Genomic DNA, 18,344 nt, shown 5'->3' on the forward strand with positions numbered 1-18,344 from the left:
TATAATACACAGTTCATCTTGCCGCTGGCTGCATTCTGCCCAAAATCCAGGATATTTGTGGTCTGTTTCAGCCTGAACTACAGTCATTTCCCACTCTCACTTCTTCTATGAAGAACTTTACTCTTCTGGCTTTGCTCTGTAGCATGGCCGCATTCCGGCCCGCGCAGGCCCAAACGGCCGTTACGATTGCCGCGGCCCGTGCGCAGGCGCCGGCCTTCAACACGTCCGGCGCCACTGTCACGGTGCGCGGCATCGTTACGAACGGCCCCGAACTGGGCGCCATCCGCTACATGCAGGATGGCACGGCGGGCATCGGGGTCTACTCCACCACTTTCACTACCAGCATCGTCCCCGGCGACTCCATCATCGTGACCGGCACGCTCAAGGACTTCCGCGGTTTGCTGGAGCTGGACCCCGTCACGTCGCTGACGGTACTGGCCGGCAACCGGCCGCTACCTACGCCCGTGGCTTTCCCGGCCGGGGGGTTCACGGCCGCCTACGCGGAGCAGTATGAAGGCCAGCTGGTACGCCTGAACGGCGCTACGTCCATCACCACCAGCACCGGCGCGCCTGTCACCTCGTTCAGCAGCACCACGTTCCGCATCAACAACAATGCAGCAACGGTGCTTTATGTAAATGCAGCCTCTACTGGCCCCTACGGCCTGGTGGGTAAGCCTTCCCCTACCGGCACTTTTGATGCCGTGGGCATCATGAGCCAGTTCACGACTACTGCCCCCGGCCCTACCGGCCCCGGCTATCAATTGCTGCCGCGCCTCTACGAAGATTTTCAGCAGGGCAACACGCCCAACGTAGTCAATACGCCCTTCCCGACCAACATCACCACATCGGGCTTCACGGTAAACTTCACGACGCAGAACGCCGGCAACACCAAGCTGGAGTACGCCACTTCGGCTACCGGTCCATTCACGCCTGTTACCAGCGCCGCCAGCACCACCACGCACAGCCTGGCCATTTCGGGCCTGATGCCGGCTACGGTATACTACGTGAAAGCCAGCAGCACCAACGCTACAGGCCTCTCCGAGTCGCGGGTGGTGCCCATGATTACGGCCTCGCTTTCATCTGGCAAGATGCGGACTTACTTCACCAACCCGGTGAACAACACCTATGCCCTGCCCGGCAACAACGCCCTGTTCCTGCCCAGCGGCGCCGTAGCCGACACACTGGCCCGCTACATCGGCCGCGCCACCACCACCCTCGACATTGCCATCTACAACTGGAACAGCCCCACGATTCTGGCCGCGGTGAATGCCGCCCAGGCCCGCGGCGTGCGGGTGCGCGTGATTTACGAGGATGACAACGCCAACCTCAGCGTACCAGGCCTGAACGCCGCCATTGCCAAAACGGGCCGCACCCAGACCGGCAGCGGCACCATCCAGGGCATCATGCACAACAAATTCGTCATCATTGATGCTGAAGACACTAACCCCAATGTGCCGTGGGTATGGACCGGCTCCACGAACTGGACCGGCGCGCAGCTTTCCACAGACCGCAACAACGTCATCGTAATTCAGGACCAGGCGCTGGCCCGCGTCTATAAGATGGAGTTTGAGGAAATGTGGGGCGGCAGCGGCACTACCACCGGGGCCGTGAAGTTCGGCTCGCGCAAAACCGACAACACGCCGCACTACCTCAACATTGGGGGCAAGCTGGTGGAGTCGTGGTTCTCGCCGACGGATAACGTGAACGGCCGCCTCATCGATGCCATCCGCACCGCCGACAACGACCTGCACATTGCCACCATGCTCAACACGCAGACCGACATCGGGCGCGCTATCCGCGACCAGGTGCTACTGCGCAACATTGCGGCCTGCTCCGAAATGCTCAACAACGACACCAGCTCTACCAATGCCGGTAGCGTATTCCGCCTCGTGCGGCAGGCCATGGGCACCCGCGCCATGGTGAAAAATACGCCCGGTATCATGCATCACAAATACGCCATCATCGACGCCGGCGCGTCGCAGTCCGACCCGCAGGTGTTTGTGGGCTCGCACAACTGGAGCCTCTCGGCCAACACCGAGAATGACGAAAACACGCTCATCGTGCACGATGCCCGCATCACCAACCAGTACTACCAGGAATTTGCGGCGCGCATTGCCGAGCAGAACCGCGGCGTAGCCGTCTGCAACCTCACCCTGTCGAACAAAGCCGCCACCGTGCAGCAAAGCAGCGTGCAGATATATCCGAACCCCACGCACGGCCAGTTCTCGCTGCGTCTGGAAGCCAGCAAGGCCCGCACCGCCACCATCACGCTGCGCGACGTAACCGGCCGCGTGGTGCTCCAGCAGACCCGCGCCCTCAACGGCCAGGACGTCGCCATCGACGGCTCGCAGCTGAAAGCCGGCCTCTACCTAGTACAGATTGTGACGCCGGAAGCCACGCAGGTTAGCCGCGTGGTAGTAGAGTAACCAGATAGAAATACCCCAACAAAAAGGCCGCTCCTAATCGGGAGCGGCCTTTTCTGTTTCAGGCCGACGACAAGACGCGTAGTCGCGTCTTGTCATTGAACGGCCAGCTCTGCGCCATCCGGGCAGATAGGATAAACAACATCAGCAACGCCGAGACGCGAATACGCGTCTCTACATCAGCCTTAACCGCCTTACTTCCAGCGGCGGGCGGCCCAAGCGTGCTGCTGCTCGGCATCCTGAAACGTCCAGGCGACGAGGCGGCTGACTTTCTGGCCGTGCACCAACTCAATGGTTTTTACGTCGAGGGCGGCGGTTTTGGAGAGGAAGTAGTAGATGCTGCGCAGGGTTTCCTTTTTGGAGATGAGCGACGTAAACCAGAGCACCCGCGAGGCCAGCGGCACGCTCTGCTCCACCATGCGGCGCACAAATTGCTCCTCGCCGCCCTCATACCACAGCTCCGTGTTGCGCCCCCCGAAGTTGAGCACGGGCTCCAGGGTTTTGGCGTAGCCCAGGTTGCGGCCTTTGCGCTGGCTGCCGGCCGCCGCTTCTTCCGCCGAAGCATGGAAGGGCGGGTTGCACACCGTCAGGTCGAACTCTTCGCGGGGCTTCACGATGCCGTCGAAAATGTCGGTGGCGTGGTACTGCTGGCGCAGCTCGATGCGGCCGGCCAGCACGGGGTTGGCGGCCACCATGTGCTTGGCCGCCTTCAGGGCCACGCCATCAATATCGGAGCCCACGAAGTGCCAGTTGTATTCGCGCGTCCCGATGATGGGGTACACGCAGTTGGCGCCCACGCCCACGTCCAGCACGTGTACGGCCTTGCCCTGCGGCACTTCGCCCCCGTTGGCGGTGGCCAGCAGGTCGGCGGCGTGGTGCAGGTAGTCGGCGCGGCCCGGAATGGGCGGGCACAGGTAGCCGGCCGGAATGTCCCAACTGGCCACGCCGTAGAACTGCTTGAGCAGAGCCTGGTTCAGGGCCTTTACGGCGGCGTAATCAGAGAAATCAATGCTTTCGTCGCCGTATTTATTGGGGGCCACGAAGGGCGCGAGGGCCGGACTGGCGGCAATAAGATGCGCGAAGTCGTAGCGGGCGGAGTGGCGGTTGCGAGGATGCAAAACGAAGGAAGAAAAGAGAAATAGAGAGAAACTACCGTGGGACAGTTGGCAGATTCCGACGATAGCGCCAGTTAGCAAAGGCACCCAGCAGCCCGGAAATTACCAGCAACGCCAGCAATACCAGTAAGCTATTGACAAGTACCTGCCGGTAGCCCAGCACCCCAACATCCACGAATGGATAGGGATAGAACGAAGCAAAAGGCCCACGCAGCAATGTGTAAGCCAGATAAGCTGCCGGATAGAGCAGCCAATAGGGTACAGTGCGCAACTGCACTGGTTGCTGCGAGACAACCAGAAGCCAGAAGCCGAACATGTACAAAGGTACGAGGCCATGAATGATGTTATCCGCCACGATTCCGGCACCTGCTAACGGCACCAGCCCACGTAGCGCAGTCTGATACACCAACCCTACCACTACAATGTACACCGTAAGGGCCGTACCTACCTCCGGCCGGGCCGCCCAGCGCCCGGCCGCGGACCCTGGCCTAAGGCTGCGCACCAGGAAATAGCCGGCTACGAGCGTGTTAGTCAGAATGGTAAAGAAACTGAAGAAACGCACAACGGTTTCCAGCGGCGGCAGTTGGCGGCTACTGAACGTGACGTAGAACTGCACCAGCAGCCCCGTTAGCGCCAGCAGCGCCCCAGCTATAGCCGGCCAGAAAATTCGACGGGAATCTTGCATAGTGCTCAGCACAGAAAGCAGGTACTACGGTGGCCGAAAAATCGATCCTGCCGAATATAGCACAATCGTTTCAGAGCCGGTATCGGCTTGGGCTGTGGCGCCCGCACTGAAAAAGGGTCTGGCGAAGCCGCTCACGCGTTCCGCCAGACCCTTTGTGTTTCAGATGTCCACAGAATCGGTGCTAATCCGTGGTCCTACTTGAGCACGGCTACCGTGGCGCCGTCGCCGCCCCGGTCAGCGTGCTCGTCGGCGACGCTGGCCACCTGGCGGGTGCGGTGCAGATAGTCGCGCACTACTTGGCGCAGCACGCCGTTGCCGCGGCCGTGCAGAATCTTGATTTCCGGCACGCCCAGCATCACGGCATCATCCACATAAGCCGTGATTTTGGTGAGGGCATCTTCGGCCCGTTCGCCGCGCAAATCCAGTGTGGGGCTGAAGCTGGACATTTTGCCCGTAGTATCAAAGCCCGCGTACTGCGACGGAGCCTTGCGGGCCGCCTCCTTCTCCCGCTCCCGAATTTCAGAGCGCGTCAGCTTTTCGAGCTGGCCGATTTTCACGATGGTTTTCATGCCCCCGAAGCTCACCTCGGCGGTTTTGCCCTTCACGCTCATCAGCTCGCCGTAGCCTTCCTGCCCAATCAGCGCCACTTTGTCGCCGACTTTGAGCGTGCCGGCTTCGGCCAGCTCGCGGGTGGCTTTGGGCTTGGGCGGCTCAATCTGCAGCTTCTCGCGCACAAACGTATCGAGCTTGCCGCGGGCCTCCTTTGTCTTCTCCTTGTCGGCTTGGCCGAGGCGGATTTCCTGGATAGTGGCCTCAATCTGCTGGTTGGTGTCGCGCAGGAGCAGCTTGGCTTTCTGCTTGGCTTCGCGCAGTACTTCCAGCGTGGTGTCGTCGAGGTACTTCTTCAGGTCCTGGTATTCCTGGGCGGCTTTCTTGAGGCGGCGCTCCTGCTTGGCGGCTTCGGCGGTGCGGGCTTCGAGGTCGGCCTTTTCCTTTTCGAGGCCTTCGAGCAGCCGGTCGTAACGGATTTTGTCCTTGCCTACCAGCTGCGTGGCGCGCTCCACGAGCTGCTTCGGCAAGCCGATTTTGCGGGCAATTTCGATGGCAAACGACGAGCCCGGCTTCCCGATTTCGAGGCGGTAGAGCGGCTGCAGCTGCTCGGGGTCGTAGCGCATGGCCCCGTTCACGATGCCGGGCGTGCGCTCGGCGTAGTTCTTGAGGTTGGTATAGTGCGTGGTGATGACCCCGAAGCTGCGCGCCCGGTTCAGCTGCTCCAGCACCGACTCGGCAATGGCGCCGCCCAGCACCGGCTCCGTGCCCGTCCCGAATTCGTCAATCAGAATCAGGCTGAGCTTGCCGGCCAGCGTCACAAACTGCTTCATGCTCAGCAAGTGCGACGAGTACGTGCTCAAATCGTTTTCAAGGCTCTGCTCGTCGCCGATATCGAGAAAAATATCATCGAACATGCCCGCCTCCGAGCCTTCACCGGCCGGAATCAGCAGGCCGCACTGCAGCATGTACTGCACCAGCCCCACCGTTTTCATGCTCACGGATTTACCGCCGGCATTCGGCCCCGAAATCAGCAGGATGCGCTGTTCCGGCGTGAGCTCAATATCGAGCGGCACCACTTCACGCGGGTCGTCCTTGGCGTGGTTCTGAAACGCGAGGTAGAGCAGCGGGTGGCGCACCCGCTTCCACAGCATCTGGGGGCGCGGGTGCAGCGCGGGCAGCGTGGCTTCCAGGCGCAGCGCCAGAAGCGCCTTGGCCCGGATAAAGTCGAGCAGGCCGAGGTACTGGTAGGCTTTGCGCAGGTCCGGAATGTGGGGGCGCAGCTGGTCGGTAAGAGCCGTCAGGATGCGGATCAGCTCCCGCTGGTAGGCGTTTTCGAGGTCCTTAATGTCGTTATTGAGCTCAAAAACGGCTTCCGGCTCAATAAACACCGTCTGCCCCGAAGCCGACTCATCGTGAATCAACCCTTTCACGCGGCGCTTGTGCTCGGCAATAACGGGCAGCACCAAGCGGCCACCCCGGATGGTGGGCTCGGCGCCGTCGGGCACCCAGCCTTCGTTTTTGGCGTGGCGCAGGATGCCAGCAATCTGCTTGCGCAGCAGGCCCTGGCGCGTAATCAACTCTTGCCGAAGCTGGCGCAGCAGCGGCGAGGCGTCGTCGCGCACCTGGCCTTCGTCGTCCACCACTTTGTCGAGGGCGGCCAGCAGGTTGCGGTCTACCTGCACCCCAATGCCGAGCAGGCGCAGGGTCGGGTACAGGTCTTCGGGGGCCTGCGTGAAGAAGGTGAGAGCCTGCCGAATGGTGCGCAGGCTCATTTTTACGGCGAAGAAGGCCGCTACGTCGAGGTAGGCACCGGGCAGGCTGGCCCGCACCATTTGCGGGTTTACGTCGTGGTAGTGCTGGGAGGGGAAGTCGGCTCCGCTGTGCAGCAGGAAGCGGAACTCGTCGGTCTGGAGCAGGAGCTTCTGGAGCTGGTCGTGCTTGGTCTGGAAGCTCATCTTGGCCAGAAACTGGCGGCCAAGTGGGCTCAGGCACAAGCCTTCCAGCATCTCGCGCAGCTGCGCGAAGCCTATTTTCTGCTCGAAATTCTGAGGAAGAATCAAATCAGGTAGTCTTGAAAATCGGAATGGAATGCGAAGATAAACAGTAGCAGAGACGGGAAAGATTCAGTGGAGTTAATAAAGTGTTGCCCGAAGTTCACGCCTATACTTTACCCTCTGGCGCGGCGGGCATTCCACCAGGTACCCAGATAAGCTAGTCCGTTGGCATATGCCATACACACAGCACCCCATTTTCCATCCTTAAGGCCGTGTTGGAGTAAGTGGTAGGTGAAGTAGCACAATCCAACCACGATAAACCAGCCTACTATAGTGGCTACTGGTTTTTCAAAAAATGTTTTTTCACGCTGAATAGTGCTCCTCACTTCACCAGAACTAGTTGGCTTTTCCTCAGGTACCACTGCCATAGTTTGGTGGCGTTCAAAATCAGCGGCAAACGTATGGAAGTCGTCGGCCGGGCAGAACGTTGCGCTATGACAGAGCTCTATCTTACCACCAGAATGAAGGCGCAGTCGAAACCGGCCGTCTTCTCCGTTCTTGTAGTACGAGTAGGAAACAATCTGCTGTAAAGGGACGATTTGCTCCGGTAAGCCGGCAGATTGGAAAGCCAGGTTTTCGGCTGTTAATGCCACGACAATCTCACGCAGAGCCATCTTTTTGATTGCGTAATACCCTATAGCACAACACACGACAGTCCATGCAATTATCCAGACCCAATAATAAGCCGTGGTAAAATCCAGCCTTATAGGTACTGCTATTCCTGTAACTGCATATACCAAGAATACACCCAAGGAGATACCAGTTGAAGGCCCATTCTCCAGGTTTTGAATAGTGTAAGTAGTTGTCATTTCACCCAGCTTATATGCATTACATCTCCCCTTCCACGCCCAGCCCGAACAGGGCAAAATCGTACTTCACGGGGTCCTGTGGGTCGAAGGTGTGCAGGTGGGCGGTGAGGTCTTCGGCGGCCAGCCAGTCCATCTGTTTGCGGTCCAGCAGGCCCAGGCGGCGCGCTACCCGCTCCACGTGCACGTCGCAGGGGCAGACCAGCTCACTCATGGGCAGGTGCGTCCAGAGGCCAAAATCCACGCCGTGGCTGTCCTGGCGGACCATCCAGCGCAGGTACATGTTCACGCGCTTGCAGGCCGAGCCGCGGGCCGGCGTAGCTACGTGTTTGCGCGTGCGCTGGGGCGCGTCGTCGAGGCTGAAGAACAGGTTGTGGAAATTTTCGAGCCGCTCCTTTTGGGTGCTACCGATCAGAAAGGCGTCTTCCAACGTGGCGTGGCCGCCGTAGTACCAGCGCAGCCAGTGCACAAAGTAGAGCAGGTCGGTGTCGCAGAAGGTGCGGTGGCAGAAGCCCAACAGGCGTTTCAGGTCGTCGTCGGAATGCTGGGTAATGAACTGGTAGGGCGCGTCGTCCATGCGGCGCAGCAGCTCGGTCACCTTGCTAATAATGGTAGGCCGCCGCCCCCAGGCCAGCAGCGCCGCAAACAGTCCGCTGATTTCTACGTCCTGCCGCTGCGTAAAGCGGTGCGGAATCTGGATAGGGTCGTTGAGGATGAAGGCCGGCTGATTGTAGCGGGCATAGTTTTCCTCAAGAATGGTACGGACCTGGGCGTGGTTCATGCTTGCAAGACTAAAAGCCGTCATGCTGAGCGCAGCCGAAGCATCTTGGTAGTGTGGTAGAATCATTTACCACACTACCAAGATGCTTCGGCTGCGCTCAGCATGACCGTTCTAAATTGGATTATTTCCTCCCCTACGGCACGTAGCTGGTTTCCACGCGGAAGCGGGCGTCGGGGGTGGCCAAGCGCTGCACAGCGCGGGGCGAGAGGCGCACCAGAATGTTGCTGTTTTCGCCGGTCTCCGGCAAAGGGCCAATAACACGCACGTACACCGACTGCCCATTCATGATGTTGCGCACCTGCATGATGGTGCCCACGGCGGCCGTTTTGTGCAGGGCCAGGTACTTGTCGGTGGTACTGTTAGGAATGCTGGTGGCCAGGCCACTTTCCGTCACGCGGTGCACAATTTCACTGGCGCGGGTGGTGCGGTCTTCCTCTTTCTCTTTAGGGGTACTAGGGGCGGCTACGGCCGTGTCCTTATCGGGCTGTTTGCTGCTTTCTTCCGGCCGCTCGGCGCGGGTTGGCGCGGGTGTTGGGCGGACCGGGGCGGGCGCAGCGGCTACGGCGGGCTCACGCGTGACCGGAGCAGTAGGCGTTTCGCGGCGGGCCGGAGCGCTACCGGCAGCCACAATCAGGGTTTCGCCTACACGCACGTTGTAGGAAGTGGTGAAGCCGTTGAGGCGGGCCAGCTCGGCGGGTGTTGTCTGGAAGCGGCGGGCAATGGCGTAGAGCGTCTGCCCGGCTTCTACTTTATACACGCGGTTACCACGGGCGTCGGTAGGCAAGGCGCGGGACGCTGCGGAAGCCGCAGGAACCGTAGCAGTAGCGGCCTTGGGCGCGGTGGGCGTGTTCATAACCGCCCGCTGGCGAGGCACCAACACAATCTGGCCCGTAACGAGGGCGCCATTCTGGCCCGCGTTGGCTTCCACTATCTGATCCACGGGCACTTTGTAGCGGCGCGAGAGGCCGTAGAGGGTTTCGCCGGGCGCCACGCGGTGCTTAATCAGCATCTTGCCATTGCGGTACTCCACCCCGATAGAATCGGGAGGAGCTACCAGGCCGGGGGCCGCCAGAGCCGAAAAACCAGAAAGAACAAGCGTGGCGGACAGCAACGAAAATCGGAACATACAATCAACAGGCAAAGGCAGCAACGGACACTAAACGGCAAAAAACCGCTGCCGTGCATAAATTCTGCCGAAAGTTAGGGATTCGCGCGCAGTAGCCCAGCCTGATAGCACGACATCGGTTTTTTATTGCTCGTTTTCCAGAAAATACTGGGTTTTATAGCTGGGTGAGCAGCCGGGCGTTGAGCGGCACTTGCGTACCAAAAGAAGTGAGTTAGCTGGCCCGACGGTTTTTCCCGTTGTTTGTGCTTTCACCTTTTCCAGCTGCCATTTATGCTCGCCATCGGCATCATTCCCGCCCGCTTCGCCTCCACCCGCCTGCCCGGCAAGCCCCTCGTCGACCTCGGTGGCCAGTCCATGATTCAGCGTGTGGTGGCGCAGGCTCGCCAATCCAGCCTGAGCCGGGTGGTGGTGGCCACCGATGATGCGCGCATCCTGGAGCACGTGCTGGGTTTTGGCGGAGAAGCCGTGCTGACCAACCCCGACCACCCCAGCGGCACCGACCGGGTGCGCGACGCCTACGAGCAGTTGGGCGTGGCCGCCGACTGCATCATCAATATTCAGGGCGATGAGCCGTTCATTCATCCCGCCCAGATTAATGCGCTGGTGCAGCTGTTTGCGGTGCCGCAGCCGCCCCCGCTGGCTACGCTGGTGAAGCCGGTCGTCAGCAGCGAGGAGCTGTTCAGCCCGCACCTGCCCAAAGTAGTGCTCGATGCACAGAGCAACGCGCTGTATTTCAGCCGCCATCCTCTGCCCTACCAGCGTCAGCATCCGCAGGCTGAGTGGCTGCAGCACCACCGCTACCTGCGTCACATTGGCCTCTACGCCTACCGCCCCGACGTGCTAACAGCCATTACCCAGCTCCCACCCTCGCCACTGGAGCTGGCCGAAAGCCTGGAGCAGCTGCGGTGGCTGGAAGCTGGCTACCGCATCCAGACCGCCGAAACTGAGCTGGAAACCATCGGCATCGACACGCCTGAAGACGTGGAGCGGGCGTTGCAGCACCTGCGCGGGCTGTAGGTGTAAAAACGTGTCATCCTGAGCAAAGCGAAGGACCTTATCACGTTAGCACGAGTCGTTTCAGCAACTCGTTTTCACATGATGAGGTCCTTCGCTTTGCTCAGGATGACAAATTACTTTATAACTTCCGTTACTTGGCTTCCATTACGCTGATGGCGTAGCCGCCGCCCGGCGCGCAGTATTGCGCCAGCTTGGATTTGCGGGTCACGTTGAGCTTGCGGATGGCGTAGGCCTGCGGGTTTTTCTCGTAGTGCGCGTCCTTGCCGTCGGCGTAGATGGTGGCGACGTACTTCTTGCCGGGCTCCAGGAAATCGAGCTTGATAGTGCTGGTGCGGCCCTGCTCGTCGCAGGAGCTGCCAATGAACCAGCTGCTTTTGCCTTTGGCTTTGCGCGCAATGGTCACGTAGTCACCGGGCTCGGCTTCCAGTACGTGCGTATCATCCCAGTCCACGGCCACGTCCTTGATGAACTGGAAGGCGTCGAGGTGCTGGTTGTAGTGCTCGGGCAGGTCGGCGGCCATCTGCAGCGGGCTGTAGAGCGTTACGTAGAGGGCCAACTGGCGGGCCAAGGTGCTGTGCACAAACGACGTATTGCTGGGGTTAAGCTTGCTGACTTTCGTCTCGAAGATACCCGGCGTGTAGTCCATTGGGCCGCCAATCAGGCGCGTAAAGGGCAGAATGGTGGTGTGGTCGGCGTTGTTGCCGCCGAAGGCTTCGTACTCGGTGCCACGAGCGGCCTCGTTGCCAATCAGGTTCGGATACGTCCGACTCAGGCCGGTGGGGCGCACGGCCTCGTGCCCGTTCACCATGATTTTGTGCTCGGCTGCTTTCGTCAGCACGTAATTGTAGTGGTTGATGAGCCACTGACTGTAATGGTGCTCCCCGCGCGGCAGCACGTCGCCCACATAGCCGGTTTTCACGGACGTATAGCCGTACTTATTCATGAACTGGAAGGCCGTGTCCAGATGCCGCTCGTAGTTGCGCGCCGAGCCGCTGGTTTCGTGGTGCATCATCATGCGCACGTTTTTGCTGGCCGCGTAGCGCTGCAGCTCCTGCACATCATAATCAGGGTACGGCGTCACGAAGTCGAATACGTAGTCCTTGTGCTTGCCGAACCAGTCTTCCCAGCCCGTATTCCAGCCCTCCACCAGCACCGCATCAAATCCGTGCTTAGACGCAAAATCGATGTACTCCTTCACGTGGGCCGTGTTGGCGGCGTGCGTGCCGTTGGGCTTTACCGTTTTGTAGTCGATGGAATCGAGCTTGATGTTCTCCTGGTTCGTGTACGACCACGTGCTCTTGCCCGTAATCATCTCCCACCACACGCCCACGTATTTCACGGGCTTGATCCAAGACGTGTCCTTGAACTTGGTGGGCTCGTTGAGGTTGAGCACGAGCTTGGATTCCAGAATATCGGCGGCTTTGTCGCTCACAATCACCGTGCGCCACGGCGACTGGCAGGGCGTCTGCAAGTAGCCTTTGTCGCCGAGGGCATCGGGCGTCAGGTGCGACTCCAGCACGAAGTTTTTATCGTCGAGTTCCAGGTGCATGGCCGAATAGTCGATAAGGGCGGCTTCGTGGATGTTGATGTAGAGGCCGTCCTTGCTCTTGAGCATGAGCGGCGTTTGCAGGCCCGTAGCCGAGAAAGGCGTCTGCGAGGCATTCGGCGTGGTAGCCGCCTTCATTTTGCCCCGTACTTCCGACAGGTTTGAGGTGACGGTGCTGTACTCCTGCGTGTCGTAGTCGCCGGGCAGCCAGAAGGCCTTCTGGTCGCCGTTGAGGGCAAATTGCGTCCGCTCCTCCTTCACCACAAAATAAGCCAGCTCCGGCTGGCGCGGAAACTCGTAGCGGAAGCCCAGGCCGTCATCAAACAGCCGGAACCGCACCCGCATCACGCGCTTAGTGGCCGTTTGCGTGAGCGTCACGGCCAGCTCGTTGTAGTGGTTGCGGATGGTTTTCACCTCGCCCCACACCGGCTGCCAGCTTTCGTCGGCGGTACGGCGCTCGGCGGCCGTTTGGCTGAAGCCGCTGGTGAGGCTGGTGGTGCCTTTCAGGTCGAGGCCCAGCTTGCTGGTTTTCAGAACCGGGCGGCCTTTGTAGCTGAGGCTGTAGGTGGGCACGCCGTCGGCCTGCACGTTCACGCTCAGCGTCAGCTGCTTGTTCGGCGACTGAATGTCCTCGGCGCGGGCGGCGCTCCACGCAAAGCAACACAGCAACAGCAGGGAAAGTCGGGATAAAGTCATGCGGAGAAGGTGGGAATGAAGGAAAAGGACTAACACGATGACGCTCTGCCCGGAAGCTAAGTGCCGCGCCGTCTGCGGCGCAAGTTCCGGCATCCGGGCCGGGCCTGCTACTATTGCGTTACCCGGTTTCCGGCCGCTATTGACCAATTACATGGTTCTACAAAATCTAAAACGGGACTGTTTCTGATTTTGGCTCATCATTCCTGGTCCTCCCAATTGGTAATAGGACGGCTCCGGTATCGGCTATTCGTAGTACGCAGCGGAGCCGTCGCCCAACCGGAAGTATCCCGCACAGAAAGCCAAATGCTTCGCTCACACGCGGGAGAGCATCCACCCGGATGTTCGCTCACACAGCTGCTAAAGTCAACCATAACTCCCTCATACTCACCTGCGGGCAAGAGTACCGGGCGCAATTGCCGGGCGAAATATCGAGCGTCTTTCTTGAGCTCAGTACTATCCCTATTGCAGATACTTGTGGTAGTATCCTGCTCAAACACACTTACCCCGAAGCTAGTCGCCACAGAGTCGTCCATTGTCTTCACGCCATTCCGATAAAATCCGGAATAGCAGCTCAGCCGAGCCGCACACCTCATCGGAAACAGCAGCGGAAACCACCTCTGGTACCACGTTTTCTGACAGCCGGCTTTGTGCTGTAGATAGGATTCCAGCTTCTGCTCTACTTCCCTTTCGGCTTCGTTGAGCGGGCGCATGTTGGATTGGCATGCCGCAAGGAATGAGGCAAGCACAAGCAACTGAAAACCGCTTTGCAGCCTACCCACCCGCTTTCTTGGCTTTATAGCCTTTTTCCAGGAGCACGGCCAGCACTTTGTCACGGAAGTCGCCCTGGATGATGATTTCGCCGTCTTTGGCGTTGCCGCCCACGCCGCACTTGGTTTTGAGCAGCTTGCCCAGGTCCTGCAAATCGGAATCCTGGCCCACGAAACCGGTCACGAGTGTCACCTGCTTGCCCCCGCGCGACTTTTTATCGAGTTGCACGCGCAGGTTTTGCTGCTGGGGTGGCAGCGTGGCGGTGGTTTCGTCGCCGGTTTCCTGGTACTCAAAATCGGGGTTGGTGGAATACACCACGCCTTGGCGGCGATTTTTGTCGGCTTTCATGGATTGGAGGTGCAGCTTGCTGGAAGGTAGGATGCAAAAATACGGTTGCCGCCTTCTACACCGCTACTTCCAGCGCTAATGGGTGCAGCAGCACTTCAAAATCGGTGGCATCGTCCACGTAGTCGCCATCGACGTGGAAGCCCAACGGCGTAGCGGCGCGCACCAGCACGTGCCGCGAGGTATGGTACACGGCCCCGCCGGAAACGGCCAAGGTGCCCAGCGCCAGCCCCAGCCCCACGCGCACCGCCCGCGGCAACGACAGTCCATCAATCAGGCACACGTCCAGCAACCCATCTTGGATGTTGGCGCGCGGCGCGATGTAGGCGTTGTTGCCGTATTGCGCGGCATTGGCGAAAGCCAGCACGTAGCAGTGCGTATCAAACAGCTCTTGGCCTTCCAGCGTCACCTGCACGGGCGTGGGCCGGAAGCGGCGGTATTCGCGCAGAGCCACTTTCACGTAGGTGCTGAGCCCGCGCGTGCCGGCCTGTGCAAACATCTTGCTTACATGCGCGTCAAACCCCAACCCGGCCGTGCAGAAGAAAGGCCGCCCATTGATTTCGCCGGTATCAATGCGCTGGAAGGTGGGCTGACAAACACGGCGAACCGCGCCCGGCAAGTCCAGCGGTATGTGCAGGTGGCGGGCCAGCCCGTTGCCGGAGCCGCGCGGCACGATGCCCAGCGCCGCCTGCGTGCCCAGCAGCCCCCGCCCTACTTCGTTCACGGTGCCATCACCGCCCACCGCCGCTACCACCCGGTATCCTTCCGCCGCGGCCTGCCGCGCCAGCTCTTCGGCGTGGCCAGCATATCGGGTATGCCAGATGACGAAGTCGGCACCGGCCGTGGTAGCGTAGCGCGTGAGCAGCGCCGGCACGTCCTGGCTGCGGTTGGTCCCGGAGGTAGGATTCAGGATAAAGCAGATACGCACGAACGGTGGAATATGGGAGTGGTAAATCGGGAGGTTAAAGATAGAACAGTCTCCTACACCTGCCATAAAAACAAAAGCCGCCTGCCCGGTTTCCCGGACAGGCGGCTTTTTACACTGTAGCAAAACCCGAAGGCTTAGCCGTTCATTTTCTCGCCCAGCTTCTGGATGAGGTCGGCGGTGCGGGTGGAGTAGCCGGTTTCGTTGTCGTACCAGCCTACCACTTTCACCAGCGTACCGTTGGCCGAAGTCAGCTCCGAGTCGAAGATGCACGAGTGCGGATTGCCCACGATGTCGATGCTCACCAGCGGATCGGTGCTGTATTCCAGGATGCCTTTCAGGGGGCCTTCAGCGGCAGCCTTCACGGCCGCGTTGATCTGCTCCTTGGTTACTTCCTTCTTCAGAATCACGGTCAGGTCCGTGGTCGAGCCATCCGGAATAGGCACGCGCATGGCAATACCGTCCAGTTTACCCTTCAACTGCGGCAGCACCAAGCCCACGGCTTTGGCAGCACCCGTGCTGGTTGGGATAATGCTGTAAGCAGCGGCACGGGCGCGGCGCAGGTCTTTGTGCGGCGCGTCCTGCAGGTTCTGGTCGGAGGTGTAGGCGTGCACCGTGGTGATGTAGCCCTTCTCAATGCCGAACGCATCGTCCAACACCTTGGCCATGGGAGCCAGGCAGTTGGTGGTGCACGAAGCGTTAGAGAGGATGGTTTCCGAGCCGGTCAGAATGTCTTCGTTCACGCCCAGTACTACCGTCGGGATATTGCCGGTAGCGGGAGCCGAAATAACCACTTTCTTGGCGCCTGCGGTGAGGTGCTGGCCCGCGCCGGCTTCGTCTACGAAGCGGCCCGTGCTTTCCAGTACCACGTCTACGCCCATGTCGCCCCACGGGAGCAGCTTGGGGTCGCGCTCCGCCAGAGCGTGAATGCGCTGGCCGTTTACAGTCAGGCTTTCTTCGTCGTAGGCTACGGTGCCGTTGAAGCGGCCATGAACCGAGTCAAACTTGAGCAGGTGGGCCAGCGTTTTGTTGTCCGTCAGGTCGTTGATGGCCACGACTTCCACGTTGTCGCGCTCGAGCAGCGCTTTGAACGTCAGGCGGCCAATCCGGCCGAAACCGTTAATGGCAACTTTGATTTTAGCCATAGTTGTATGGGGAATGGGGAGTGTATCGGTCCCGAAGGGCCGGGTGAAAACGCGGAGCGAAGGTAACGGGCTCCGGGTACTTCGCCAAATCGGGGGGCACCTGCCGGAAATAGTGGACTATTTGAAAAAATTTACCTCTGACAATCAGCCTGTTTTCACAGCTGAAACAAAAATATTATACCATGGTACTTGTCTGGCGCGTATCGGCTTCTATCTTTGCACCACCAAAACGGAAAACGCCGTTTGATCTGGTCCGTTCGTCTAGGGGTTAGGACAGTAGATTTTCATTCTACCAACAGGGGTTCGATTCCCCTACGGACTACTTCGCTTTACCCTGTTTGGGTATCAAAAACCGCTCTCTTGCTATCAGGGGAGCGGTTTTCTGTTTTCAGTGTTTGATGGTTTTGTGTGATAGGTTTGATAACCTGTTGGGGTAGCACCCTGAATAATACCATTACCTACTCCCCTCTCCCTTTCGGCTCTACTGGTTGCCTCTTCCCTTACTACGTAAGGGTAGCACCATGATCAGATGTGTGTTTGATGCTGTTGGATAGTGTCTGATAGCGTTTGATAGATGCTCTCAGTAACAAGGGTAGCCGGATTATGCATTTTAAGGCACCGTCACGCCACGCACAGAACAAAATAAGGGAAAGACCTTACCGGGTTGTTGATCGTTGATCAGAGAAAGCGTTGTATCTTGCTCCTATTCCTCACCAGTTAACCCCTATCATAATCATGGCATTCCTTTCGTCCTCTCAAGATGATGGTACGCTTGTACACATCAACATTGATCAAATCGTAAAGATTGATCTCATTCCAAGCCAATCAACAACGCTGGTGAAGATCATGACTACACGTAAAGAAGCTGACATTCATTTTGAGTGCCCATCAGTGGAGGTAGCCAAGAAGCTTGTAGCTGATTTGGTTGACTACAACGATCAGAGCAAGAAAGCTGTGTTCCAAGTAACGGCTGACGTATCTCATGCAAGTGATGATACCGAACCGACAAAACCCGTAACCAGAGCCAAGCTACGCGGTACCTATTAATAGTTACCAACACAACTTAATAGTTACCAACACAACGCACACCTATAGTCAACCCTGTTACCGATCTGGTAGCGGGGTTTTCTTTTTGATATTTGCAATATAATTATAGTATAATTTAAATATTTATAATATGGAACAGTAAGGGAGGCAAACCAATAGGTTTTTAATAGTTATTTCAGTACCAAAAGTGCGTTTAAACGCTGGAAATACGGTTTACCTATTTTGTTGTAGCAATATTAACAGTTCACTTACCTGTTATTTGGTATTAACTGTTACCACCAATGATAGTCAATCTATTTGTACAGGTGCTGTACACCTTTACAGAAACCTCTTATATACCTATACAAAACAATACGATACTATGGATAAAGCATTAACTGATCTACTCAGTACAATCGGAAAGAAATAAAACAAGGGACACAATTTATATGTAAGACTATCCTATTCTGAGTTCTTTGACCTTGACCTATACTGTAAGAATAACTATAAAAGCTATAGCGAAGTGTTGCGAGACGCTTTAAACCAATATTTAAATAAATAACCAAACAATTTATACCATGAAATTAACTGTAAATGAGTACAATAAAACTATTGCAATACCGAACTATATTAAATTTAATAATCTGTGTATTGCCTATAAGAAGTTGCTGAGTGACAACGGGTTTCCGCTCACCATTGATATCAGTCGCTTGACCTTAATCTATAAAACGGCTCTATTTGAAAAGCTATTGAGTGTTGATAAAGGTTTGAAAATGAAATTTGACCTATTGCGTACAGATGCAAGCAAAATCAAAATGATATCAGATGAAATTGATTTGGATGGTTATGATATCATTGATGAATTAACTGATAAGATTAACGAGCTACAAAACCTTTATAGCCGTTTGACTATCGGTAACCGTTGGGGTAACACGTTGGAAAGATATATTTCTTTGCAAGTATTGGTTGATTCACACGACCTTAACTTGAATCCAGTAGTTGAAAGTTGGTTAATTGACTGGAAAGGTAAAGAGCGTGTGAAAGAGTATTTTGAAAATCTGTTTACTGAGGTTGATAAGATTCGTACTGTTTTCAGTGCTTTTCAGGGTGGTATCTGTAGTACAGCAGGCGCATTAAATATTCTGGCAAAATTTGGCTATGCTACAGGAGATGGTATTACTGAGATAGACGAACATGCTATCTTGGAACTGGTTACCAGTATGCAGAAGTATGGTAAATTTGATACGTTCAACAAGTAATTGATTAATGGCAGGATGCTACCAACGGTAACGAGTAGAGGGTTTTTTATATTTTCCCTGTTTACATCCTGCTAT

Annotated in this window: 14 protein-coding genes and 1 tRNA gene; 5 read left to right on the forward strand and 10 right to left on the reverse strand. The window is 57.4% G+C overall.

Annotated elements, in window-relative coordinates:
• The first annotated feature begins 107 nt into the window (after positions 1 to 107).
• Complete coding sequence (locus IC231_RS14070; protein ID WP_190785147.1) at positions 108 to 2,426, forward strand: phospholipase D-like domain-containing protein; 2,319 nt, start codon at positions 108 to 110, stop codon at positions 2,424 to 2,426.
• Between the two features lie 191 nt (positions 2,427 to 2,617).
• Here IC231_RS14070 and rlmF read toward each other — a convergent pair whose 3' ends face one another.
• From rlmF to IC231_RS14100, 6 genes are all read right to left on the reverse strand, one after another.
• On the reverse strand, positions 2,618 to 3,541 hold the full coding sequence (rlmF, locus tag IC231_RS14075; RefSeq protein WP_190785148.1) for a 23S rRNA (adenine(1618)-N(6))-methyltransferase RlmF: 924 nt from the start codon (positions 3,539 to 3,541) through the stop codon (positions 2,618 to 2,620).
• Positions 3,542 to 3,572: 31 nt separating this feature from the next.
• Positions 3,573 to 4,223, reverse strand: coding sequence for a Pr6Pr family membrane protein (locus tag IC231_RS14080; protein ID WP_190785149.1), 651 nt, complete (start codon positions 4,221 to 4,223; stop codon positions 3,573 to 3,575).
• A gap of 194 nt (positions 4,224 to 4,417) precedes the next feature.
• A complete protein-coding gene (locus IC231_RS14085) occupies positions 4,418 to 6,835 on the reverse strand; it encodes an endonuclease MutS2 (protein ID WP_190785150.1) in 2,418 nt (805 codons plus the stop codon).
• A 107-nt stretch (positions 6,836 to 6,942) separates the two neighbouring features.
• Positions 6,943 to 7,638 (reverse strand): hypothetical protein, encoded by a 696-nt coding sequence (locus IC231_RS14090; RefSeq protein WP_190785151.1) that lies wholly within the window; start codon positions 7,636 to 7,638, stop codon positions 6,943 to 6,945.
• 19 nt (positions 7,639 to 7,657) lie between these two features.
• Positions 7,658 to 8,416 carry a TIGR02757 family protein gene (locus IC231_RS14095; RefSeq protein WP_190785152.1) on the reverse strand — a complete coding sequence of 253 codons (759 nt, stop codon included), beginning with the start codon at positions 8,414 to 8,416 and terminating at the stop codon, positions 7,658 to 7,660.
• A gap of 133 nt (positions 8,417 to 8,549) precedes the next feature.
• On the reverse strand, positions 8,550 to 9,542 hold the full coding sequence (locus tag IC231_RS14100; RefSeq protein ID WP_190785153.1) for a LysM peptidoglycan-binding domain-containing protein: 993 nt from the start codon (positions 9,540 to 9,542) through the stop codon (positions 8,550 to 8,552).
• A gap of 270 nt (positions 9,543 to 9,812) precedes the next feature.
• On the opposite strand from IC231_RS14100, the gene kdsB reads away from it, so the two are divergent.
• Positions 9,813 to 10,559: a 3-deoxy-manno-octulosonate cytidylyltransferase gene (gene kdsB / locus IC231_RS14105; protein WP_190785154.1), complete on the forward strand. Its 747-nt coding sequence runs from the start codon at positions 9,813 to 9,815 to the stop codon at positions 10,557 to 10,559.
• Between the two features lie 130 nt (positions 10,560 to 10,689).
• On the opposite strand, the gene IC231_RS14110 is transcribed toward kdsB, so the two are convergent.
• The 4 genes from IC231_RS14110 to gap form a co-directional block, all read right to left on the reverse strand.
• Positions 10,690 to 12,801: a glycoside hydrolase family 97 protein gene (locus IC231_RS14110; protein WP_190785155.1), complete on the reverse strand. Its 2,112-nt coding sequence runs from the start codon at positions 12,799 to 12,801 to the stop codon at positions 10,690 to 10,692.
• A 771-nt stretch (positions 12,802 to 13,572) separates the two neighbouring features.
• A complete protein-coding gene (locus IC231_RS14115; protein ID WP_190785156.1) occupies positions 13,573 to 13,917 on the reverse strand; it encodes a translation initiation factor in 345 nt (114 codons plus the stop codon).
• Positions 13,918 to 13,972: 55 nt separating this feature from the next.
• A complete protein-coding gene (locus IC231_RS14120) occupies positions 13,973 to 14,842 on the reverse strand; it encodes a diacylglycerol/lipid kinase family protein (protein WP_190785157.1) in 870 nt (289 codons plus the stop codon).
• A gap of 134 nt (positions 14,843 to 14,976) precedes the next feature.
• A complete protein-coding gene (gap, locus tag IC231_RS14125; protein ID WP_190785158.1) occupies positions 14,977 to 15,984 on the reverse strand; it encodes a type I glyceraldehyde-3-phosphate dehydrogenase in 1,008 nt (335 codons plus the stop codon).
• A gap of 250 nt (positions 15,985 to 16,234) precedes the next feature.
• Here gap and IC231_RS14130 point away from each other — a divergent pair.
• The 3 genes from IC231_RS14130 (at position 16,235) to IC231_RS14140 (ending at position 18,269) form a co-directional block, all read left to right on the forward strand.
• Positions 16,235 to 16,306 (forward strand) — tRNA-Glu (locus IC231_RS14130).
• A 413-nt stretch (positions 16,307 to 16,719) separates the two neighbouring features.
• Positions 16,720 to 17,031 (forward strand): hypothetical protein, encoded by a 312-nt coding sequence (locus tag IC231_RS14135; RefSeq protein WP_190785159.1) that lies wholly within the window; start codon positions 16,720 to 16,722, stop codon positions 17,029 to 17,031.
• A gap of 557 nt (positions 17,032 to 17,588) precedes the next feature.
• Positions 17,589 to 18,269 (forward strand): hypothetical protein, encoded by a 681-nt coding sequence (locus IC231_RS14140; protein ID WP_190785160.1) that lies wholly within the window; start codon positions 17,589 to 17,591, stop codon positions 18,267 to 18,269.
• Positions 18,270 to 18,344 lie beyond the last annotated feature (75 nt).

The sequence above is a fragment of the Hymenobacter duratus genome, assembly GCF_014698995.1.
Taxonomy (GTDB): domain Bacteria; phylum Bacteroidota; class Bacteroidia; order Cytophagales; family Hymenobacteraceae; genus Hymenobacter; species Hymenobacter duratus.